Source organism: Trinickia soli (assembly GCF_002879855.1).
Lineage (GTDB): Bacteria > Pseudomonadota > Gammaproteobacteria > Burkholderiales > Burkholderiaceae > Trinickia > Trinickia soli.
This window is the reverse complement of sequence record NZ_PNYB01000003.1, coordinates 98,557-119,641: the sequence shown is the minus strand read 5'-3', so window position 1 is coordinate 119,641 and position 21,085 is coordinate 98,557. Positions and strand designations below refer to the sequence as shown.

Here is a 21,085-nt window from a genome sequence, read left to right as displayed (position 1 = left end):
CTCGTTGAGACGCTTCACGCGAGCATGTCCTCGTTCGCTCGGTAGAATCCGTTCACTGCGACCGCCATCCAGATGAAGGTATTTCGCCATGCGTAAGTTGCCACCGCTCAATTCGGTCCGCGCATTCGAGGCTGCTGCCCGGCATCAGAGCTTTACCGCGGCTGCGGCCGAATTGTCCGTGACGATCACGGCGGTGAGCCATCAGATACGACAATTGGAGGACCGCCTCGGGCACAAGCTCTTCGAAAGAACGGGGCGCGCCGTCACGCTGACGCCGATCGGCAAAACGATTTACCCGATCCTGCGCGACGGCTTCGACCAGATCGCCCGGGCGTTCGACATCGTCCATGCCGACGTCAACGAGGATTCGATCAGGATCTCGGCCACGCGGGCGTTCGCCGAGCGCTGGCTCATGCCCAGGCTGGCGCGGTTCAACGCGATCCACCCGGATGTGGTGGTGCATATCCACGGTTCGGAGCGAGCGGTCGACCTGCGTGCGGAAGATGTCGACCTCGCGATACGGTATGGGAAGGTCGAAACAGGGCAGCAGGATTGCGTGATTCTGGAGGACTGCTATATCGCCGTTGCCGATCGCAGCATTTGTCCCGAGGATCGCGTTCCGACGATCGACGATTTTCGCAAGTATCCGCTGCTTGCCTACCAATGGGAAAATCGCGCGCTCAACGGCCCTGACTGGTCCGCATGGCTCGCGCTTGCCGGGCACGATCGGAGCGTCGACTTCCGCATGTCGTGGTACAGCGAGGAAATGTTGGCGCTGTATGCCGCCGAATGTGGTCTGGGTCCGCTGATGTGCAGCAACGTCCTGATCGACGAGGCACTGCGGACGGGACGCCTGCGTCGCGTAGAGGGGCCGTGCCTGCCAGGCTTCTCTTATCGCCTCGTGGAGATGCCTACGTCGCGCCCCAAGCGCGGTCTTCGTCTGTTTACGCGGTGGCTTCGTGAAGAGGCGAGGTTGTTTCGGGAGCGGTTTGATGCGATGAATTAGCGGACGAAGCTGAAAAGCTCACCACCCGCCAAGTAGTCTATCTAGAGCCGATATGATTTCGTCTTGCCGATGTACCAGCGAGCTAACCGGCTTGGTCAGCGCGCTCCTTGGAACTGCTGCGAGCGTCGGCGTGTCGAGCATGCACTCAATCCCCTCAATGATGAACACGGGGATCAAATCCGGCGGAAGCGGTACCGGGGCGATCCGGTCCAACCTGCGCAGGGGGATGACCACGCGAGTTGCCAGTCCGGACAAATGATTTCCTTGAACCTCGACCACATAAGGCGTACCGGCGTGCCCACCGGGGTTGGAGAATACGTCGAAACGGGCCATCAGAACGTCCGGTACTGAGCAAGCGGCAGGCCGTCGCGCTCGATCATGTCGTTGTAAGCCTGGATAAAGTCAGCGTGTTTGATCGCCCATTGGCGATCTTTCTCCGCCTGCACTGCCTGCCGGAGGGCTCGTTCGCACGTCTGCGAAAAGTTGATCCCGAGCTCCTTCGCGTCCTTGTAGACGTCCTCGGGCAGGCTGATGTTGGTCGCCCTGCGTGGAGCGGTATCGGTTCTCATGTGTCGCATACTCCTCCCTTGAATGTGGGAATTTATGCGCATTATAGCTAACAGAAATGTGTTTCGCCGCTGATGGTGGACCGTCCCATTGGCATTCGGTGCCTATCGCCGGCCCCTGACCAGAGCGTTTCCAGCATCCGAAGTGTTTCCGGGTGCTTGGCGACTAGTCGGATCAGAGGGGCGGCCTGCGCGTTGGCTTGGTCTTGCCTTATTCCGAATTCCGATATGTGCGCACGCGAAGCCTCCCAACACAAGTTCGGCGCATGGTGTTTACAGTGCGGACAGCACCCTGAAACAGCCGGCGAAACAAAGCGACTTTCTCGTCCGTACTAAGTCGGCACACCTCCGTCTGCGGCGGGGCTGCTGGCTCGGCCAACGACCGTTGGAAGTCGATGCCGTGCGCATCGAGCACGGCACGGAGCCGTGCATTTTCGGCGCGCAAACGCGCCAGTTCGCTAATCCCTGGCGTTGTGTCGGCGTCGCGAACGGGATGGCCACCTTTCCGTCCCTAAACACGAACTGTTGGAGAGTCGTTCAATCCTTGTCCTTTGGGTAGGTGGTTGCTAAAACTCGAAGCTCGCGCTGGTTTAACCCGTTACGAGCGTCCCTTGGGGGACGCCGATGACAGCATCCTTTCCACATACCGCGCAATTATGTTGAGCTCGGCCGGAGATGCTTGTCCCGCAAGGTGGGTGATTTGGCCGCGTTTGCGTATACCGTCAGAAACACCGTCATGTCACGCGAGCTGTAGCGAGACATCGATAGACGATCCCTACGCCTGTTTGCCCGATGCGGCAGGCATGAGTAGTCGACGAGCGTCCTTGAGCAATAGCAGCAATTGCTGCTCTCGCACCGGTGAAGCTTCAAATCCGAAACGCAAATAAAACCGAGCTGCATCCTCATCGATCGGGTGTGTCAGCAGCGCGCGAACGCCGACTTGTTCGGCGATGGCCACTGTACGCCGGATTGCGTCTTGCAGCATGCCAATTCCGACACCACGACCATGGTCCTGCATTGCCACCGCCAGCCGAGCAAGGATGACCACAGGGATTGGATAGGCTCCCATCCCTTTGCGGACTCGATCGGGTGCCTCAATCGTATCGATTTGTCCAACCGCTAGGCTGTAGTATCCAACCAGGCGTTGATCTTCGGTAACGACGTAGGTCTTGGCCGAGCCACTAGCTTGCGCCTGCCGTGCATGGCGCAGGAGCCAGTCATTCAGCCCGGGCTTGCCGCAATCGAAGTCCTCCAATACATGGTTGGAGCCTAGTGCTTGCAGTGCGGACAGCGACATCAGTTTTCCCAAGGCGCCGTTCGGGAGAACAACTCCTTCAAGCCCGCATTGTCTTGGGTCGGACGATCGAGCATGTCAAGCAGCGCCTGCGATTGGCTTTCCGTTACGAGGAACAAACGCTGGTCAAGCAGAGTTCGTTCGGCAACCTGGCAAGCGCTATCGAGAATAAAATCGGTCATTGATTTGTGCGCGATCTCGGCTGCACGGCGCAGCACTGCTTCCTGCTGTGGCGTGGCCCGCAAACCCAGGCGAGCGGAACGGGTCGATGTGCTCATGAAATTCTCCTTCAGATGTACGTCATGTTAGCACAAAAGGCGTACATCTTCTGTCGATATACGAACGGTCCCTTTTTCAATGCTGTATCTTTGCTGCACTCAAAAGCTGCTCCAGCGTCTGAAACCCGACGTCGTCGAGGCCGGAAGTGGCACGACGAAGCTGGGCAACTGGTACGCAACGGTTTTGTCCTGGAGGCCGCACATTGCGATGCTCGTGAGTGAGCGGACGCTACTGCCGGTGCTGATGCCGTTGGCTCCGGCGGCAAGCTTAGCGCTCAGATTCCCTGAGGCACTGGTGGATATATTGACCGCGCACGGCGTACCGCGTCCGTTCATCGAATCGGAGGTGTCCGAAATGCACAGCGTCAAATACACGAAGACGCAAAATCGCAGCGTTGTCGGCATCATGACCGAGTTTGCGCATCTCGCCGAAGCCTACCGCGCCCACGACAAACCGAACGAACTCATCGATCTGTCGCTAAAACTGGCGCACACGCCATGTAGCCCCCTTTACAAGGGCCCCGTGTCTCCGGAGCGGGCGTTGAAAGAGTTGGCGAGCGGTGGAGGGGTGGCCGCTCAATCGCGAGTTGCCGTGGCGTAGTTCGGTTTGAGTGGGCAGCAGGGCCAAAACCCAACGTGCCGGGTGCAAAGTGCCCAAGAGTTGCAGAGTCGCAAATGAGCGACTTGTCTCAGAGCGAAAAATATTCACGCTGCGAGGCTCCGCGCAGCGGTCAGCTACGCTGAATGGTCGACGCCGTCGACAACATCCTTTCGACATACCGCGCAATCAAATCGACTTCGAGATTGACCTTATCGCCGGCCTTCAAGTGCTTGAGCGTCGTCACTTCGACGGTATGCGGAATCAGATTGATCGAGAACTCGCAGCCGTCGTCGCCATCGTCAACGCTGTTGACGGTCAGGCTGACGCCGTTCACCGTAATTGAGCCCTTGTACGCGAGGTAGCGGCCGATATCTTTCGGCGCGACGATCCGCAATTCGTGCGACTCGCCGACAGGTGCGAAGCGAGCCACCGTGCCGAGCCCATCGACATGCCCGGAGACGATGTGGCCGCCCAAGCGCTCGTGTGCCGTCAGCGCCTTCTCGAGATTGACGTCGCCCGGCGCTGCGAGCCCGATCGTGCAGTTGAGGCTTTCCCGCGAGACATCGACATCGAACGTGCGTGCCGTCTTTTCGACCACCGTCATGCAGGCGCCCTGGATCGCAATGCTGTCGCCGAGCGCCACGTCGGTCAAATCAAGCGCGCCCGCATCGATCGTCAAACGCACGCCGGCGGCTTCATCCGTGCCGAGCGGCTTCACTGCTTCGATACGGCCGACAGCCGCGACGATTCCGGTAAACATCGTGAGCGTCCTTTTCAGTTATTCATGCATTCAGTTCATCTGGCTGTCGGCGGCGGCAGCAGCCGCGCCAAGATGCGCACGTCGTCGCCGACACGTTCGACCGTATGAAAAACGAGCGCCGTGCGCGCGTCCAACGTGGCCGGCGCCGGCAGGTCGAACATACCTGCCGAGCCGGCACCCAGCAGGCTTGGCGCCAGGTACACGAGCAACTCGTCGACACAACCTTCGCGCAGCAGCGAGCCGTTCAACCGATGCCCGGCTTCCACATGCAGTTCGTTGATGCCGCGCTCGGCCAACGCCTTCAGCATCGCCGGCAAATCGACCTTGCCCTGGGCGTTCGCAAGCGGCACGATTTCGACGCCGCGCGCAGCGAGGGCATCGGCATGCGCCGCATTGCGCTCATCGATGCGTCCGCAGAAAACGAGCGGCGGCGTGCCGTCCAGCAGCCGTGCAGTGAGCGGAACATCGAGCCGGCTGTCGATGAGCACGCGCAGCGGCTGCCGCGGCGTGTCCACCTCCCGCACCGTCAACTGCGGATCGTCATCGCGCACGGTGCCGATGCCCGTCAGGATTGCGCAGGCGCGCGCACGCCATGCATGGCCGTCGGCGCGCGCGGCGGCGCCCGTGATCCACTGGCTCTCGCCCGACGGCAGCGCCGTGCGGCCATCGAGCGAAGCCGCCACTTTCATCCGTACCCACGGACGTCCGCGCGTCATGCGCGAGACGAACCCGATGTTTAACTCGCGCGCTTCGTTCGAGAGCAAGTCGCACCGCACGTCGATGCCGGCGTCGCGCAGCCGCGACAGGCCGCGCCCCGACACCTGCGGATTCGGATCTTCCATCGCCGCGATCACACGCTTCACGCGCGCGTCGATGAGCGCATGCACGCAGGGCGGCGTGCGGCCGAAGTGGCTGCACGGTTCGAGCGTGACATAGGCCGTCGCGCCTTGCGGGTCGTGGCCGCGCCTGCGGGCATCCTTGAGCGCCTGCACCTCGGCGTGATCCTGGCCGGCCGGCTGCGTGTACCCTTCGCCGATCGGCACGCCGTCTTTGACGAGCACGCAGCCTACACGTGGGTTCGGCGTTGTCGTGTACATGCCGCGCGCGGCGAGCGTCAGCGCGCGCTGCATATGGATGAAGTCGGCTTCGGAGAACATGGGCGCGCCGGGGTCTTAGGAGGCGCGCGCCGCAAATGCGCGGCGTGCCGCTTCGATCGTGGCATCGATGACGGCGTCGTCATGCGTGCTCGATACGAAGCCGGCCTCATAGGCGGAAGGAGCGAAATACACGCCCGCGTCGAGCATCTGATGAAAGAACGTGTTGAAGCGGGCGATATCGCTGCGCGAGACGTCGGCAAAGCTCGCGGGCACCTGCGCGGTGAAGTAGAGGCCGAACATGCCGCCCACGGCGTCGGCGCAGAACGCCACGCCCGCTTCGTGCGCGGCGGCTGTCAGGCCACTCGTGAGCCGGGCCGTCTGCGCCGTCAGGCGCTCGTAGAAACCGGGCGCTTGGATGAGTTCGAGCGTCTTCAATCCCGCCGCGACGGCGATCGGGTTGCCCGACAGCGTGCCCGCCTGATAGACGGCGCCTTCGGGTGCAAGCAGCGACATGATGTCCTGCCTGCCGCCGAATGCCGCCGCCGGCATGCCGCCGCCGATGACCTTGCCCAGGCAGGTGAGATCCGGCGTGATGTCGTACAGCGCCTGAGCGCCGCCGAGCGCGACGCGAAAGCCGCACATGACCTCGTCGAAAATCAAGACGGCGCCGTGCTGCGTGCAGAGACGCCGCAGCGCTTGCAGGAATTCCGGGTTGCCCCGCACGAGGTTCATGTTGCCGGCGACGGGCTCGACGATGACCGCCGCAATCTCATCGCCGAAGGCGGCGAACGCTTCTTCCAGCGCTTGCGTGTTGTTGTATTCGAGCACCGTGGTGTGCTTGGTGATATCGGACGGCACACCGGCCGACGTGGGATTGCCGAACGTCAGCAGGCCCGAGCCGGCTTTGACGAGCAGGCTGTCGGCGTGGCCATGGTAGCAGCCCTCGAATTTGACGATGCGATTGCGCTGCGTGAAGCCGCGCGCGAGGCGCAGCGCGCTCATCGTCGCTTCGGTGCCGCTGGACACGAGCCGCACTTTTTCGACCGACGGCATCAGCTTGCAGATTTCTTCGGCGATTTCGATCTCGGCTTCGGTCGGCGCGCCGAATGAGAAGCCGTCGACGAGCACGCGCTGAACGGCTTCGAGCACTTCGGGGTGAACGTGGCCGACGATCATCGGGCCCCATGAGCCGATGTAGTCGATGTAACGCGTGCCTTCGGCGTCCCAGAAGTAGGGGCCTTGCGCACGTTTGACGAAACGCGGGGTGCCGCCAACGGAGCGAAAGGCGCGCACGGGCGAATTGACGCCGCCGGGAATGGTTTGCTGCGCGCGTTCGAATAGAGCTTGGTTGCTGGACATGGGCGAGATCGGTTCGACGATGGACCGGCTTGCACGGGCGGGGAGCCCGACCGGTAGGATGGCGCCAATTGTACCGAAAGCAGGGCTGCCGGGCCCTCGGCCGAATGGCCAGCCAGCTGCGCGGTGGCGCGCGAATAAAAAAAGCGCCCACGAGGGGCGCTTTGAGGGTACTGCTCCAACCCTTGCTCCGGCGGGCCGAAACCCGGCCGGACGACAGGTTGTTGTGCTTAGAACTTGTGGCGGATGCCGACGCGAGCAACAACTTGGTTGCTCGTTGTGCTTGCGCCGCCGAGCAGGGCAGCGTAGATGTCAGCCGTCACGCCGGCCTTCATCGAGTGATTCCACGCGCCTTGCGCGTAGACGTCCGTGCGCTTCGACAAGCGGTAATCTGCCACCAAGTTGAACTGACCGTACTTCGGCTTCACGTTGGCAGCGTCGACCTTGCCCGTCGTATACGTGTAGCCGGCGCCCAGCGTCGTAGCCGGCGTCAGGCTGTAGTTGCCCCACGCTTCATAGCTGTCGAAGCGGGTCGTGTCGCCGACAACGAGAGCGTCGTTGAAACGAACGTCCGAAACGTTGACGCCGAACTTAGCCGGGCCGAACTCGTACGTTGCACCGCCGCTGATCGACTGCATGTTGCGGGGCGTACCCACGAAGCTCCAGATGCCGCCGCTGCCGAGGTTGGAGTCGTTGCCAATCGTCGAGTTCGTAGCTGCGCCCGGGTTACGTGCGTAGAAGTAGCCAGCGCCGATGTACAGCGGGCCGCCCGAGTAGTTCAAGCCAGCGCCGATCGTGCTTTGTGCGCCGAACGCACCAGCCACGCCGCCGAATGCGTAGAACAGTTCGCCTTGAACGCCACCGAAGCGCGGCGAAACGTACTTGACTGCGTTGTTCACACGGAAGGCGTTATCCGTGTTGTCGATGTCGCCCGGGTGCGAGAACAATGCGCCCCACTGGCCGTTGAACGTCGTAGGTTGTGCGTTGTCGACGACCGGGTCATATTGACGGCCGAGAGTCAACGTACCGAACTGGTCGTTCGTCAGACCGACATAGGCTTGACGGCCGAATTCACGACTACCTTGGCCGAGGCCACCGTTCGTCGGGTGGAAGCCGTTTTCCAATTGGAAGATGGCCTTCGTACCGCCGCCCAGATCTTCAGAACCCTTCAAGCCCCAGCGGCTGCCTTGGAGGAAACCGTCTTGCATCTTCCATGCAGCGTGGCCGCCCGCGTTGTTGATGTAGTTGATGCCGATGTCGACGATGCCGTACAACGTGACGCTGTTTTGTGCGAACGCCGGTGCAGCGAAGGCGCCAGTCACTGCGAGTGCGAGAAGCGATTTTTTCATCAAATGGTCTCCGAGACGAAGAGAGAGTTGCAGTATGAGCAACCCGGATTGGTTAATTTCGTTGCCGCGGACCCATTCACCTTTTGGGTGTTTCGGTGCCGCCGCAGGGTCCAGGCAGTCGAGGGCATACTAGGCATCTGGCCTCCGGACCCTCATTAGTAGAAACACTAGTTGCCGACGATTGTTTCGCGTTCCGCAAAGGACTATGTCGGAGACGGAAAGTCTCGGGCCCTTGCCAGATAAGGGAATGAATGAAAGCGAACGCTTAATTAGCGATGCGAAGTGTTGCATCGGTGCGACATTTTTTGTCGCACCAATGTTGCGAATACGTTGAAGAAAAGTCGACGTTTTGGTGCGACGTCGCGACGCGGCGTCGCTGCCGAGCCCTTGCGAGCCCCGCTGCCGCATACGAAAGTGCGGATTCGGCAAGACGGTATGGGGGGCGGGAAACATCCCGGAGACAAATAAAACCCGCGCCGCCTGGCGGCGGACGCGGGCTGTTTGCCGATTGTCTGCGTCGGCGCCGCGCCGGTTAGGCGTTTTCGTTGCCCGGCGCTGAACCGCATCAATCCGCGGCGGAAGAGGCCGCGCCGTGACTGAGCCAATCGAGCACGGCCGTCGTTTCGTCGGTGGATGCCGAGCGCGCCTTGGCGACGGCCTGGGTCATTTCCGTCGTCGGCTCCGCCCGGCGAATCGCCACACCCACGGCCAGGATGTCGATCATGACGAGGTGCAGGATGCGCGAGATCATCGAGAGCTGCGACTCGCGAATCTCGATGTGGTCGGTTTCGAGCGCGACCGTCGCGCGCTTGGCGAGCGGCGTATTGCTCGACGTGATCGCGATCACCTTCGCGCCGGCCTGCATCGCGACTTCCAGCACGCGCAGCAGTTCCGGGGCGCGCCCCGACTTCGAGACGGCCACGATCACGTCGCCCTTGCCGAGCAATGCGGCCGACGCCGCCTGCATATAGAGATCGCCGTAGGCGATCGTCGGAATGCCGAAGCGGAAGAACTTGTAATGCGCATCCTGCGCGACGATGTTCGAATTGCCAAGCCCGTAGAACTCGATACGCCGCGCGCCGTTGAGCAATTCGATCGCGGTCTCCACGTGCTCGAAGTTCAGATGCTCGCGCAGCTGCAGGATGGCCGAGACCGTGTTGTCGAGCACCTTCGCCCCGAAATCGGTTGCCGTGTCGCCCAGATGAACCTGGCTGTGACTGACGGGGATCGTGCCGGTCAACCCCGTTGCGAGCTTGAGCTTGAAGTCGGACAACCCCTGGCAGCCGAGCGAGCGGCAGAAGCGAATCACGGTAGGCTGGCTCACGTCGGCTTTGCGCGCGATGTCGACGATCGGATCGCTGATGATCGAGCGCGGATGGTTCAGCGCGAGATCGGCTACGCGGCGCTCGGCGGGCGTCAGCGCATCGCGCATCTGGCGAATCCGCTCGAACACGGCCGACGAGCCGCCGCCGCCGCGGTTCGACAGCTGTTCGGCGAGAATGGCCGAGACGCCGAGAAACGCCGGATATTCCGCCGTGATCAGGTAGGTCGGCACATTGGCCAGATACGCTTCGAACCGCCCCTTCGCTTCGAAGCGCTGGCGGAACGAGGAGCGCATGAACAGATCGCCGAGCTTCAGTGCGACGCCGCCGCCTATATAAATACCGCCGAGCGCACCAAGCGTCACCGCCAGATTGCCGGCGAACGTACCGAGAATGCCGCAGAAGCAATCGACGGCCTCCAGCGCGAGCGCTTCGCCGGCATGCGCGCGGTTGACCACTTCGGCCGGATCCACCGAGGGGGCCACGCGCTTCTTGTCCCGTGCCGCCAGCGCGCGGTAGATCAATTCGATGCCGGGCCCCGCGGCCACGCGTTCGAACGAAACATGCGGCCACTTCTTGCGCGCGTACTGCAAGACGAGATCTTCGCGCTCGTCCATCGGTGCGAAGCTCGCGTGTCCGCCTTCGCTGCCGAGCGCGATCCAGCGGTCGTCTGCGGGAATCAAACCGGAGACGCCCAGGCCCGTCCCGGGGCCAAGCAGCCCGATCACGCTGTTCTGCCGGCGCGTGCCGCCGCCCACTTGAACCCGCTGGGCGTCGGTCAGGCCCGGCAGCGCCATCGCGAGCGCGGTGAAGTCGTTGACGACCAGGAGCGTATCGAACCCGAGCGCGCGTCGCGTCGCCTCGATCGAAAACGCCCACTTGAAGTTCGTCATGCTGACCTGATCGCCGTCGACGGGGTTCGCGATCGCGATCGCCGCGTGATTGACGTGGCCGATCTTCGTGTCTTTCAGATACTTCTTCAGCACGTCTTCGATCGTCGGATACTCGGCGCACGGGTAGACGCGGATCTGCGAAATCTCCCCGGGTTCCGTTTCGAGCGCGAAGCGCGCGTTGGTGCCGCCGATGTCGGCGAGCAGGCGCGGACCATCGGCGTGCTGGCGTGCGCCGGGTACCGAAACAGCTTTATTTTGCAGACCAGTAGACATCGAGTCTGACTCCCTTGTCGTTTACCAGCTTCGAGATGGCGTTTTCCTGCGGTGCGGATGCGGCCGCTTTCAGCACGTCGAGCTTGCGTTCGCCCGAGATCAACAGAAACAACTGCCTGATGCCCTTGAGTGCGGACATCGACAGACTCACGCGTGCATGGGGAGCCGCGCCTGGATGGACGGCGACGTAGCGTTCGCTCGTTTGCAGCGCGTGCGTCCACTCGTGCGCGGGGGCGTCGGCGAACAGCGACGCCGTGTGGCCGTCTTCGCCCATGCCAAGGACGGCGACGTCGGGCAGAGCATAAGATGCATCGGCGTTCAGCGCAGCGACGCGCGCGTCGAGCGAAACGGACACATCGACGAGCGGTGCGAAGCGCGCAGCGCTCACCGCCTGCGTGAGCAACGTGTCGCGCACGAGCCGGGCATTGCTGGCGCTGTCGGTTTCGTCCACCCAGCGGTCGTCGACGAGCGTTACATTCACGCGCGCCCAATCGAGCGATTCGAGTGCGAGCGCTTGAAAGAACGGGCGCGGGCTCGTGCCGCCGGACACGGCCAGCGTGGCGCGTACGCCGGGCGCCGCGGCAAGCGATGCGCTGAGCGCACCGCCGACGGCTTTCGCCAACGCGCCGGCTTGAGCGCGCGGGTCGTCAAAAGCGTGAAGCTCGATCACTTCTCCTCCAGACTGCTTTTTTGTATATCCACCATCGCCGGCAGCGGCGGGCGCCGAACTTCAGGCCCGAGGCCCGGGTTCGGCGCGCAAGCATAATGCTACCGAGCCGTTCATTCTTCAGATCAATTCTCTTCTTCGAGCCAGCAGGTGCCGTGCTGCGCCAGCATCGCGCTGGCGGCCGCGGGGCCCCAGGTGCCGGACGCGTACGGCTTGGGCGGCTTGTTCGAGGTCTGCCATTCGTTGAGGATCGGTTCGACCCAACGCCATGCGGCCTCTTGTTCGTCGCGCCGCACGAAGAGGGCGAGACGTCCGTTGATCACGTCGAGCAACAAACGCTGATACGCCTCCATCTGTCCTTCCTTGAAGAACTGATCGAAGGCGAGATCCAGGTGCACGCTCGAAAGGTTCATCCCTTCGCCGGGCTGCTTGGCCAGACAGTACAAGCGGATCGATTCGTTCGGCTGCAGACGGATCACGAGACGGTTCGCGCCGGGCCGCAGCGCGGGTGCGCCGAGCGCCGAGTGCGGCACCGGCCGGAAGTTGACGACGATTTCCGCCACGCGCTCGGCGAGACGCTTACCCGTGCGCAGGAAGAACGGCACGCCGGCCCAACGCCAGTTCTCGATTTCCACCTTCAACGCGACGAACGTTTCCGTCGTGCTCTGCGGCTTCACACCATGTTCGGTCGCATAGGCCGGCACCGACGTGCCCTTGATGACGCCCGCATGGTACTGCCCGCGCACGGCCATCTTGGAGATGTCGCGCGTGTCGATCGGCTTGAGCGCGCGCAGCACGCGCAGCTTTTCGTCGCGGACCGAATCGGAATCCATCGAGTGCGGGGGCTCCATTGCCACGATCGAGAGCAACTGCAGCAGATGGTTCTGCACCATGTCGCGCAGTGCGCCCGTGTTGTCGTAGAAATCGCCGCGACCTTCGACGCCCAATTCCTCTGCAATGGTGATCTGGATGCTTTCCACCCACTCCCGACGCCACAGCGGCTCGAACAGCGCATTGCCGAAACGCAGCGCGAGCAGGTTCTGCACGGGTTCTTTGCCGAGATAGTGATCGATGCGGTAGATCTGCTCTTCGGTAAAGATCTCGCCCACCGCGTCGTTGATCGCGTTCGACGAACGCAGGTCATAGCCGAGCGGTTTTTCGAGCACGATGCGTGCGTTTTCATTCAGGCCCACCGAGGCCAGTGCGCGGCAGATCGGAACGAACAGCGAGGGCCCCGTCGCCAGATAGAACACGCGCGTGCCGGCATGGCCTTCGAGCGCGTCGCGCAGCAGAACGAAATCCTCGGGCTTGCCGAGGTCGAGCTTGACGTAGGCGATGCGCTCCAGAAAACGCCGCCACGCCGCTTCGTCGAGCCCACCCTTCGAAACATGGGCCTTGACGTTGCTGTTGACCCACTCGATGTAGCCGTCGCGGTCGGCCGCGTGCCGGGCCACGGCCACGATCTTGCCGTGCTCGGACAGCATGCCCGCACGGTGGGCTTCGTAAAGCGCAGGAAGGATCTTTCGCATCGACAGATCGCCAGTCCCGCCGAAGAGAACGAAGGTGAAGCCTGAGTCGATTTGCATGAGTCTTGAGCCGAAGGTCAAAGGGTTGCGGGCGCGATTCGAGAAACGTGTCTGGGCTGTCTGGCTGCTCGAGTTGCGGTGTCTGTAGCGCGATAAAAATATTTTTGACACTGAATTGTAGTTTAACTACAATCCAAATCAAGAGGTAACGTCGATCGATTGAAAAAACTTGTGCGCCTTCGTGGCGGCGCGGGCTTTCCAGGCCGATCGGCGGGCGATGCGCCGCGAAACTCCGATGTTTATCGCGCGTGCATGTTAGCAGCGCGGTCTAGCGCGCGCTGCCTCCCCGAGCTTGGTCCGCGCGAGGCGGCAAGCCGAATTCGAACGAGGAGACAGTCGTTGAGTTTGGAACCACCCGTTTCCTGACGAACCTTCGCGGCCGGGCTCACCCGTCGGCGCGAGCGTCTGCGCACGATAAGCGGCCCCGGTCACATCCAGAGTTGTTGTTCTGTTGCACCCAACCACCGTTCCCCGGCCAGTCGAAGAGGGGAGTAATCGTTACTTGGTCAGTAGTCTGGAGGAGATAAAGAATGAAAGTTCGCGCGATCATGGCTGCGCTGTGCGCCACGGGGCTGATGATGGGCGTGTCGGCGGCTCAGGCGGCGGAATCCGTCGAAGTGCTGCACTGGTGGACCTCGGGCGGTGAATCGAAGGCCATCGGCGTCCTCAAGGACGACATGACGAAGCAAGGCTATACGTGGAAGGACTTCGCAGTGGCGGGCGGCGCGGGCGCCGCGGCCATGACTGCACTGAAGACGCAGGTGATCTCGGGCAACGCGCCCAGCGCCGCGCAAATCAAAGGGCCGCTGATCAAGGAATGGGCTGACCAGGGCGTGCTCGTCAACATCGATTCGGTCGCCAAGTCGGAAGACTGGAAGAAGAACCTGCCGCCGCAGATCGACAAGATCATGCAAGCGGACGGTCACTATGTCGCCGCGCCGTTCTCGGTGCACCGCGTGAACTGGCTGTACATCAACAAGGCCGCGCTCGACAAGGCGGGCGGCAAAGCGCCGACGACCTGGGACGAGTTCTTCGCCGTTGCCGACAAGATGAAGGCGGCGGGTTACCAGCCGATCGCGATGGGTGGCCAGCCGTGGCAAGACTTCACGGTGTGGGAAGACGTCGTGCTGTCGCAAGGCGCCGATTTCTACAAGAAGGCGATCGTCGATCTCGATCAAAAGACGCTGACGTCGCCGCAGATGGTCAAGGTGTTCGATACGGTCCGCAAGCTGACGACCTACTTCGACAGCTCGCGCACGGGCCGCGACTGGAACCTGGCGACGGCCATGGTCATCAACGGCAAGGCCGGCATGCAGTTCATGGGCGACTGGGCCAAGGGCGAGTTCGCGAATGCGAACAAGAAGGCGGGCGTCGATTACGTTTGCACGGCCGTGCCGGGTACGGAAAAGGCCTATACGTTCAACGTCGATTCGTTCGTGTTCTTCCAGCAGAAGGGTCAGAAGAGCGCCACGCCGGGCCAGCTCGCGCTCGCCAAGACGATCATGAGCCCCGACTTCCAGAAGCAGTTCAGCTTGTACAAGGGCTCGATCCCGGTGCGTCTGGGTGTCGACATGAGCAGCTATGACGATTGCGCGAAGAAGTCGTATGCCGACGAGCAAGCCGCGATCAAGGCCGGCGGCTATGTGCCGTCGCTGGCCCACGGCATGGCGCAAGGCGATGCCACGGCCGGTGCGATGAGCGACGTCGTGACGAAGTTCATGAACTCGAACGAGTCGTCGCAAGACGCCGTCGCCGCGCTCGCGAAGGCGGCCAAGACGAAGTAAGCGTAGTCAAAGGGGCAGGCGTTCGCTGCATGCGGCGTCTGCCTGCGTCACTCTGGCCGGCCGGGCTCAGCCCGTGTACGGTGTGCTCCGGCCGGCCTGCAAGCACTCAGGAGTCGAGTAGTGGCTGCCTCTCTCAGCGGAAAAGGGAACAACGTGGCGCCCGTATCCCACCGCACCTCGTCGTTGTCGGCGCTCGCCGACCGTTGGATTCCGAAGCTCGTGCTGGCGCCCAGTGTGGCGATCAGTCTCGTCTTCGTTTATGGCTTCATCTTGATCACCGGCTATCTGTCGCTGTCGAGCTCGCGACTGATGCCCAATTACACGTTCGCCGGCCTCACACGCTATAGCGAACTGTTCGAGAACGACGTCTGGTGGACGTCGGCGCAAAACCTCGGGTGGTTCGGCATTCCGTTCATCGCGATCTGCATCGGGCTGGGCCTGTTTCTCGCCATCCTGCTCGATCAGAAGATTCGCAACGAAGGCGCGCTGCGCGCCGTGTTCCTCTACCCGATGGCGCTTTCGTTCATCGTCACAGGCACGGCCTGGCAGTGGATTCTGAATCCTTCGTTGGGCCTTGAGAAAGTGCTGCACGATTGGGGCTGGACAAGCTTCTCGTTCACCTGGCTCGACGACCCGGACAAGGCCATCTTCTGTATCGTGATCGCCGCCGTCTGGCAATCGACGGGCTTCGTCATGGCGCTGTTCCTCGCGGGCCTGCGTGGTGTCGATTCGGAGATCTTCAAGGCTGCGCAAGTGGATGGCGCGACGCTGCCCACCATTTATCGCAAGATCGTGATTCCGAGCATGCGGCCCGTGTTTTTCTCGGTGCTGCTGATCCTCTGTCACATCACGATCAAGACGTTCGATCTCGTCGTCGCACTGACGGCAGGCGGCCCCGGTACATCGTCGTCGCTGCCCGCCATGTTCATGTATACGTTCTCGTTCAACCGCGGGCAGCTTGGCGTGGGCGCGGCCTCGTCGATGATGATGCTGGCGACCGTCGTGGCCGTACTCGTCCCGCTCATGTATCTGGAATCGAGGAGCACCCGCAATGCAGCCTAGGATGAACCTCAGCCGCGCGTTCATTTACGCTGCGCTCTTGCTGTTCGCGCTGTACTTCCTGTTCCCGCTCTACGTGATGTTGTCCACGTCGTTCAAGGATCTCGACCAGCTGCGTACCGGTAACCTGCTGACGCCGCCGTCGCACTGGACATTCGCGCCGTGGGTGAAGGCATGGAGCGAGGCCTGCACGGGCGTGCGTTGCGACGGTATGCGTCCGTTCTTCATGAACTCGGTGCGTATGGTGATCCCGGCCGTGTTGATCTCGTCGATCGTCGGCGCGTTCAACGGCTATGTGCTGACGCACTGGCGCTTTCGCGGCGCGGACGCGATCTTCACGATGCTGCTCGTCGGTTGCTTCATTCCGTTCCAGACGATCCTGTTGCCGATGGCGCGTCTGCTCGGGTTGGTCGGCATCTCGAACACGATCGGCGGTCTTGTGCTCGTGCATGTCGTCTACGGCATTGCCTTCACGACGATGTTCTTCCGTAACTTCTACGTGAGCATTCCGGCAGAACTCGTGAAGGCCGCCCGCATCGACGGCGCCGGTTTCTTTATGATCTTCACGCGCATTTTGCTGCCCGTCTCGCTGCCGATCTTCATGGTCTGCGTGATCTGGCAGTTCACGCAGATCTGGAACGACTTCCTGTTCGGTATCGTCTTCTCGGGCGTCGATTCGATGCCGATCACGGTGGCGCTGAACAATCTCGTGAATACGTCGACGGGCGTGAAGGAATACAACGTCGACATGGCCGCGGCCATCATTGCGGCGTTGCCGACACTGCTCGTCTACATCATCGCGGGCCGCTATTTCGTGCGCGGCCTGACGGCGGGTGCGGTGAAAGGCTGATCAGGCGCGCTCGCCCGGCGCGGTGCAGGGCTCACGGCGAGCGCCCATCGAAACGTATATTCGACTATTCGAAAGCAGCAAGCAGATTAAAGGATTTCAGCATGGCAAGCCTTTCCATCCGCGACGTATACAAGACCTATCCGAACGGCGTGCCCGTCTTGAAGGGCGTCGACATCGAAATCGAGGACGGCCAGTTCCTGATTCTCGTCGGCGGCTCCGGGTGCGGGAAGTCGACGCTGCTCAACATGATCGCCGGCCTTGAAACGGTCACGCAGGGCGAAATCTGCATCGACGGCAAGGTCGTCAACAATCTCTCTCCGAAGGATCGCGACATCGCGATGGTGTTCCAGTCGTATGCGCTCTATCCGTCGATGACGGTGCGCGAGAACATCTCGTTCGGCCTGAACATCCGCAAGGTGCCGAAGAAGGAGCAGGCGCAGATCGTCGATCGCGTGTCGTCAATGCTGCAGATCGATCACCTGCTCGATCGCAAGCCGGGACAACTGTCGGGCGGCCAGCGTCAGCGGGTGGCGATGGGCCGGGCACTCGCGCGCGATCCCGTCATGTTCCTCTTCGACGAGCCGCTTTCGAATCTCGACGCGAAGCTGCGCATCGAGATGCGCTCGGAGATCAAACTGCTGCATCAGCGTCTGGGCACGACGATCGTCTACGTCACGCACGATCAGATCGAGGCGATGACGCTCGGCGATCGCATCGCCGTGATGAAGGACGGCATCGTGCAGCAGTTCGGCGCACCGCAGGAAATCTACGATTCGCCGTCGAACCTGTTCGTGGCGGGCTTCATCGGCGCGCCGCCGATGAACTTCATCGAGGGCAAGCTCGTCGAGCAGGGCGCGGGCATCGGCATGGAGATCGATACGGGCGTCGCGCGCAGCGTTCTGAAGCTGCCCTTCGAAGCGAATCGCGTGAAAGGGTATGTCGGTCAGAACGTTATTCTTGGCCTGCGGCCGGAGCGCATTACCGATGCGCGCGGCGCGCACGACGCCAACAGCAGCGATCTGCAACCGTTGACGGTGAAAGTCGACGTGATCGAGCCGACGGGCCCCGATACGCTCGTGTTTGCACAGATCAACGGCAAGCGGACGGTCAGCCGCGTTCACCCGGCGTCCAATCCGCAGGCGCAGCAAGACATGACGTTGCTCGCCGATGTTTCGAAGGCCGTGTTGTTCGATCCGAAGACCGAGGCGCGCATCGCCTGAGGCGTGCGGTACGAGGTGTGCGGGGCGCCGGGTGCGCCTCGCATCGTCCGGTCGGTTTCAGGTTTCCGCTTCTGCTTTCACTTCCGCTTCCACTTCTTCCGCCGCAGTATTCAACGCGCTCTTACAGTCGCGTTCCGGCTCGGTGCATCGAACCGTGCGCGATGCCCCGCCGCGGTGCGCAAACACCCGTCCAATGTTCCTCGGTTTTGAACCCGCTCCTGCAAAGCCATGGCCAGCGGGAATCGGCATGCAAATTGCCTAGCCTGCTCCATCCTCAGGTGGCGCACGAAGTCGGGCGTGCCGCGGGTTTTCCTCGTATTGCCCAATCCCTCGTTGGCCGCGATCTTAATGGGGAGTCCGACCGATTTCGATCGGATTGTCGGGGTGGCCGGCCCGTGCCGCCGCCTCGATCGAAGAATGCTTGATAACCGAACGCTTGCGCTCGAACAACGGGCGACAGCGAGGCTCGACCGGGGCCGTGCGTTTCGACGCGCGCCGCCCGAACAACGAACGGAAATATCGGCCATGAAGCAAGCTTTCTTCAGCGAGATGTTCGAGCGCAACGAGTTGGCGCTCGCAGGCCTGCCGCCCGCGGAGTTTCATCAATGCGGCCAGGCGCGTGCTCACTACCATGCGTTTTTCGCGTGGATGTGCGCGCAAACGGAACAGCAGATCAGTGCCAAGCGTGCGGAAGCCGATTTGAACTTTCGCCGCGTCGGCATCACCTTCGCCGTCTATGGCGCGAAGGACGAAACCGGTGTCGGCACGGAACGCACGATCCCGTTCGACGTCATTCCACGCATCTTTCCGGCGCAAGAGTGGGCAGCTCTGGAACGCGGATTGCGTCAGCGCGTCGGCGCGCTCAACCGGTTCATTCACGACATCTATCACGACCAGGCGATCGTGCGCGCGGGTATCATTCCCACGGAGCAGATTCTCGCCAATGGCCAGTACCGGCCTGAGATGCAAGGGGTCGACGTGGCGCGCGATATTTACGCGCACATCGCCGGCATCGACATCGTACGTGCCGGCGCCGGCGAGTTCTACGTGCTCGAGGACAACCTGCGTGTGCCGTCCGGCGTGTCGTACATGCTCGAAAACCGCAAGATGATGATGCGGCTTTTCCCCGATCTTTTCGCGCGCAACCGGGTGGCGCCCGTCGAGCATTATCCGGATCTGCTGCTCGATACGCTGCGCGCGGCGGCGCCGCACGGCGCGGCCGATCCGACGATCGTCGTGCTCACGCCCGGCATGTACAACTCCGCGTATTTCGAGCATGCGTTTCTCGCTCAGCAAATGGGCGTCGAACTCGTCGAGGGACAGGATCTCTACGTCGACGGTGGCTTCGTTTATATGCGTACGACGCAGGGGCCTCGGCGCGTCGACGTGATTTACCGGCGTGTCGATGACGACTTCCTGGATCCGGAAGTCTTCCGCTCGGACTCGACACTCGGCGCGGCGGGCTTGCTGTCGGCTTATCGCGCCGGCAACGTGACGCTCGCCAATGCGGTCGGCACGGGCGTCGCCGACGACAAGTCGATCTATCCGTACGTACCGGACATGATCCGCTTCTACCTCGGCGAAGAGCCGATTCTGTGCAACGTGCCCACCTGGATGTGCCGCAAGCCGGACGATCTGCGCTACGTGCTCGATCACCTGCCAGAGCTCGTCGTCAAGGAAACGCACGGCGCGGGCGGCTACGGCATGCTGGTCGGTCCCGCCGCGACGACGGCCGAGATCGAGGCGTTTCGTGCCGCCTTGCTCGCGCAGCCCGGCAAGTACATCGCACAGCCGACGCTCGCGCTGTCGACTTGCCCGACTTACGTCGAAGCCGGCATCGCGCCGCGTCACATCGATCTGCGTCCATTCGTGCTCTCCGGCAGCGACGTGCGTATGGTGCCGGGCGGTTTGACCCGCGTTGCATTGCGTGAAGGCTCGCTCGTCGTCAATTCTTCGCAAGGCGGCGGCACCAAAGATACGTGGGTCCTCGAACAGTAATTCGCGCGGTCTCGCACCTCGTTCGATCAACGCCCCTGCGGAGGCACCATGCTAAGTCGCACCGCCGATCACCTTTTCTGGATGGCTCGCTACACCGAGCGCGCCGAGAATACGGCCCGCATGCTCGACGCGAACTACCAACTTGCGCTCGTCCCGCAATCGGACGAATACGCGGCGCTCGGATGGAAAGCGATGCTCTCGATCTCGGAGCTCGCCGGCATCTATGCGGCCGCTCATCCGAGCATGGCGAGCCGCGACGTGATCGCATTCATGTCGAGCGATCGCGATAACCTTTCGTCGATCGTCAATTGCTTGCGGGCGGCGCGCGAGAACGCGCGGGCCGTGCGCGGCTCGATCACGACCGAACTCTGGGAAACGCTCAACACGACGTGGCTCGAGGCGCAGCGCATGCTCGCCGACGGCGTTCTCGAGCGCGATCCGGGCGAGTTCTTCGAATGGGTCAAATTCCGCTCGCATCTCTCGCGCGGCGTGCAGCTCGGCACGATGCTGCGAGACGAAGCGTTTTACTTCATGCGGCTCGGCACGTTTCTCGAGCGCGCCGACAACACCGCGCGCATTCTCGATGTGAAGTACGAGATGCTCGAACAACGCGGCGGGGCATCCGCGCAGCCGCTCGCGCAATCGCTCGACTACTACCATTGGGCCGCGGTGCTGCGCTCCGTGTCGGGCTTCGAGGTTTATCGCAAGGTCTACCGCGATGTGATCGTGCCCGAGCGCGTCGCCCATTTGTTGATTCTGTGCGCGGACTGGCCGCGCTCGCTCGCCGCCAGTCTCGACGAACTCGGCCAGATCATCGGCCGCGTGCGCAATGCGCGCTCGGCGCAGGCGGAAGCAATGGTCGCTCGCTTGCACGCGGACGTGCGCGCCGTACAGGTCGCCGACATTTTGCGCCAGGGTCTGCATCTCTGGCTCACCGAATTCCTTGCGCGCATCAACGAGCTGGGCAGTTGCATCAGCTGCGACTTTCTCGTGCCGCTCGCGCCGGAGCCCACGGTCGTGCAAACGCAGAGCCAGTCGCAAGCGGCCTCGCAATCTTCGTCGCAGTCGCAATCGCAAATTCAGCCGCACGCGGCATGAGCGTTGCGGGCCGAATCGTTCCGGTACT

General features: G+C 62.4%; 19 protein-coding genes. 8 read left to right on the top strand and 11 right to left on the bottom strand.

The genetic code is table 11. The features are described from left to right. Positions 1-88: 88 nt before the first annotated feature. Entirely contained in the window at positions 89-1,006 is a 918-nt protein-coding gene (locus tag C0Z19_RS04670; protein ID WP_102608633.1) for a LysR family transcriptional regulator, read from the top strand. An 18-nt stretch (positions 1,007-1,024) separates the two neighbouring features. Here the strand turns inward: C0Z19_RS04670 and C0Z19_RS04665 are convergent, their stop codons facing one another. From C0Z19_RS04665 to C0Z19_RS04640, 4 genes are all read right to left on the bottom strand, one after another. Next, the gene (locus tag C0Z19_RS04665) at positions 1,025-1,339 is read right to left on the bottom strand and encodes a CcdB family protein (RefSeq protein WP_102608632.1); all 315 of its coding nucleotides are present in this window, start codon (positions 1,337-1,339) and stop codon (positions 1,025-1,027) included. After that, the gene (locus C0Z19_RS04660) at positions 1,339-1,575 is read right to left on the bottom strand and encodes a type II toxin-antitoxin system CcdA family antitoxin (RefSeq protein WP_233196000.1); all 237 of its coding nucleotides are present in this window, start codon (positions 1,573-1,575) and stop codon (positions 1,339-1,341) included. The genes C0Z19_RS04665 and C0Z19_RS04660 overlap by 1 nt, the downstream gene beginning before the upstream one ends. 772 nt (positions 1,576-2,347) lie before the next feature. Then, complete coding sequence (locus C0Z19_RS04645; protein ID WP_233195999.1) at positions 2,348-2,881, bottom strand: GNAT family N-acetyltransferase; 534 nt, start codon at positions 2,879-2,881, stop codon at positions 2,348-2,350. Continuing rightward, positions 2,869-3,144 carry a type II toxin-antitoxin system TacA family antitoxin gene (locus tag C0Z19_RS04640; RefSeq protein WP_102608629.1) on the bottom strand — a complete coding sequence of 92 codons (276 nt, stop codon included), beginning with the start codon at positions 3,142-3,144 and terminating at the stop codon, positions 2,869-2,871. The genes C0Z19_RS04645 and C0Z19_RS04640 overlap by 13 nt, the downstream gene beginning before the upstream one ends. Before the next feature lie 79 nt (positions 3,145-3,223). On the opposite strand from C0Z19_RS04640, the gene C0Z19_RS04635 reads away from it, so the two are divergent. Continuing rightward, positions 3,224-3,745 carry a DUF6933 domain-containing protein gene (locus C0Z19_RS04635; RefSeq protein ID WP_102608628.1) on the top strand — a complete coding sequence of 174 codons (522 nt, stop codon included), beginning with the start codon at positions 3,224-3,226 and terminating at the stop codon, positions 3,743-3,745. 130 nt (positions 3,746-3,875) lie between these two features. On the opposite strand, the gene C0Z19_RS04630 is transcribed toward C0Z19_RS04635, so the two are convergent. The 7 genes from C0Z19_RS04630 to zwf form a co-directional block, all read right to left on the bottom strand. Then, positions 3,876-4,505 carry a riboflavin synthase gene (locus tag C0Z19_RS04630; protein ID WP_102608627.1) on the bottom strand — a complete coding sequence of 210 codons (630 nt, stop codon included), beginning with the start codon at positions 4,503-4,505 and terminating at the stop codon, positions 3,876-3,878. A 35-nt stretch (positions 4,506-4,540) separates the two neighbouring features. Next, positions 4,541-5,662, bottom strand: coding sequence for a bifunctional diaminohydroxyphosphoribosylaminopyrimidine deaminase/5-amino-6-(5-phosphoribosylamino)uracil reductase RibD (gene ribD, locus C0Z19_RS04625; RefSeq protein WP_102608626.1), 1,122 nt, complete (start codon positions 5,660-5,662; stop codon positions 4,541-4,543). 15 nt (positions 5,663-5,677) lie between these two features. Further along, positions 5,678-6,961, bottom strand: a complete 1,284-nt coding sequence (gene hemL / locus C0Z19_RS04620; protein ID WP_102608625.1) for a glutamate-1-semialdehyde 2,1-aminomutase — start codon at positions 6,959-6,961, stop codon at positions 5,678-5,680. A gap of 227 nt (positions 6,962-7,188) precedes the next feature. Beyond that, positions 7,189-8,307, bottom strand: a complete 1,119-nt coding sequence (locus C0Z19_RS04615; protein WP_102608624.1) for a porin — start codon at positions 8,305-8,307, stop codon at positions 7,189-7,191. 565 nt (positions 8,308-8,872) lie between these two features. Beyond that, positions 8,873-10,795, bottom strand: a complete 1,923-nt coding sequence (locus C0Z19_RS04610) for a bifunctional transcriptional regulator/glucokinase (RefSeq protein ID WP_102608623.1) — start codon at positions 10,793-10,795, stop codon at positions 8,873-8,875. Beyond that, a complete protein-coding gene (gene pgl, locus C0Z19_RS04605) occupies positions 10,773-11,465 on the bottom strand; it encodes a 6-phosphogluconolactonase (RefSeq protein WP_102608622.1) in 693 nt (230 codons plus the stop codon). The genes C0Z19_RS04610 and pgl overlap by 23 nt, the downstream gene beginning before the upstream one ends. A 122-nt stretch (positions 11,466-11,587) precedes the next feature. Continuing rightward, positions 11,588-13,048 (bottom strand): glucose-6-phosphate dehydrogenase, encoded by a 1,461-nt coding sequence (zwf, locus tag C0Z19_RS04600; protein WP_102608621.1) that lies wholly within the window; start codon positions 13,046-13,048, stop codon positions 11,588-11,590. Between the two features lie 530 nt (positions 13,049-13,578). On the opposite strand from zwf, the gene C0Z19_RS04595 reads away from it, so the two are divergent. From C0Z19_RS04595 to C0Z19_RS04570, 6 genes are all read left to right on the top strand, one after another. Next, entirely contained in the window at positions 13,579-14,832 is a 1,254-nt protein-coding gene (locus C0Z19_RS04595) for an ABC transporter substrate-binding protein (protein ID WP_102608620.1), read from the top strand. Positions 14,833-14,952: 120 nt separating this feature from the next. Next, a complete protein-coding gene (locus tag C0Z19_RS04590; RefSeq protein WP_102608619.1) occupies positions 14,953-15,894 on the top strand; it encodes a carbohydrate ABC transporter permease in 942 nt (313 codons plus the stop codon). After that, positions 15,884-16,741, top strand: a complete 858-nt coding sequence (locus tag C0Z19_RS04585; protein ID WP_175084064.1) for a carbohydrate ABC transporter permease — start codon at positions 15,884-15,886, stop codon at positions 16,739-16,741. Before C0Z19_RS04590 ends, C0Z19_RS04585 begins: the two co-directional genes overlap by 11 nt. Before the next feature lie 101 nt (positions 16,742-16,842). After that, positions 16,843-17,961, top strand: a complete 1,119-nt coding sequence (locus C0Z19_RS04580; protein WP_102608617.1) for an ABC transporter ATP-binding protein — start codon at positions 16,843-16,845, stop codon at positions 17,959-17,961. A 525-nt stretch (positions 17,962-18,486) separates the two neighbouring features. After that, entirely contained in the window at positions 18,487-19,959 is a 1,473-nt protein-coding gene (locus C0Z19_RS04575; RefSeq protein WP_102608834.1) for a circularly permuted type 2 ATP-grasp protein, read from the top strand. Positions 19,960-20,007: 48 nt separating this feature from the next. Then, positions 20,008-21,057, top strand: coding sequence for an alpha-E domain-containing protein (locus tag C0Z19_RS04570; RefSeq protein ID WP_102608616.1), 1,050 nt, complete (start codon positions 20,008-20,010; stop codon positions 21,055-21,057). Positions 21,058-21,085: the final 28 nt, after the last annotated feature.

What these genes read in the sequence shown, in the direction of transcription:
- C0Z19_RS04595 (WP_102608620.1), top strand. Translation starts at nt 13,579, where the DNA reads ATGAAAGTTCGCGCGATCATGGCTGCGCTGTGCGCCACGGGGCTGATG.
- C0Z19_RS04570 (WP_102608616.1), top strand. Translation starts at nt 20,008, where the DNA reads ATGCTAAGTCGCACCGCCGATCACCTTTTCTGGATGGCTCGCTACACC.
- C0Z19_RS04615 (WP_102608624.1), bottom strand. Translation starts at nt 8,307, where the DNA reads ATGAAAAAATCGCTTCTCGCACTCGCAGTGACTGGCGCCTTCGCTGCA.
- C0Z19_RS04660 (WP_233196000.1), bottom strand. Translation starts at nt 1,575, where the DNA reads ATGAGAACCGATACCGCTCCACGCAGGGCGACCAACATCAGCCTGCCC.
- C0Z19_RS04640 (WP_102608629.1), bottom strand. Translation starts at nt 3,144, where the DNA reads ATGAGCACATCGACCCGTTCCGCTCGCCTGGGTTTGCGGGCCACGCCA.
- C0Z19_RS04665 (WP_102608632.1), bottom strand. Translation starts at nt 1,339, where the DNA reads ATGGCCCGTTTCGACGTATTCTCCAACCCCGGTGGGCACGCCGGTACG.
- C0Z19_RS04635 (WP_102608628.1), top strand. Translation starts at nt 3,224, where the DNA reads ATGCTGTATCTTTGCTGCACTCAAAAGCTGCTCCAGCGTCTGAAACCC.
- C0Z19_RS04585 (WP_175084064.1), top strand. Translation starts at nt 15,884, where the DNA reads ATGCAGCCTAGGATGAACCTCAGCCGCGCGTTCATTTACGCTGCGCTC.
- ribD (WP_102608626.1), bottom strand. Translation starts at nt 5,662, where the DNA reads ATGTTCTCCGAAGCCGACTTCATCCATATGCAGCGCGCGCTGACGCTC.
- hemL (WP_102608625.1), bottom strand. Translation starts at nt 6,961, where the DNA reads ATGTCCAGCAACCAAGCTCTATTCGAACGCGCGCAGCAAACCATTCCC.
- C0Z19_RS04580 (WP_102608617.1), top strand. Translation starts at nt 16,843, where the DNA reads ATGGCAAGCCTTTCCATCCGCGACGTATACAAGACCTATCCGAACGGC.
- zwf (WP_102608621.1), bottom strand. Translation starts at nt 13,048, where the DNA reads ATGCAAATCGACTCAGGCTTCACCTTCGTTCTCTTCGGCGGGACTGGC.
- C0Z19_RS04670 (WP_102608633.1), top strand. Translation starts at nt 89, where the DNA reads ATGCGTAAGTTGCCACCGCTCAATTCGGTCCGCGCATTCGAGGCTGCT.
- C0Z19_RS04630 (WP_102608627.1), bottom strand. Translation starts at nt 4,505, where the DNA reads ATGTTTACCGGAATCGTCGCGGCTGTCGGCCGTATCGAAGCAGTGAAG.
- C0Z19_RS04610 (WP_102608623.1), bottom strand. Translation starts at nt 10,795, where the DNA reads ATGTCTACTGGTCTGCAAAATAAAGCTGTTTCGGTACCCGGCGCACGC.
- C0Z19_RS04575 (WP_102608834.1), top strand. Translation starts at nt 18,487, where the DNA reads ATGAAGCAAGCTTTCTTCAGCGAGATGTTCGAGCGCAACGAGTTGGCG.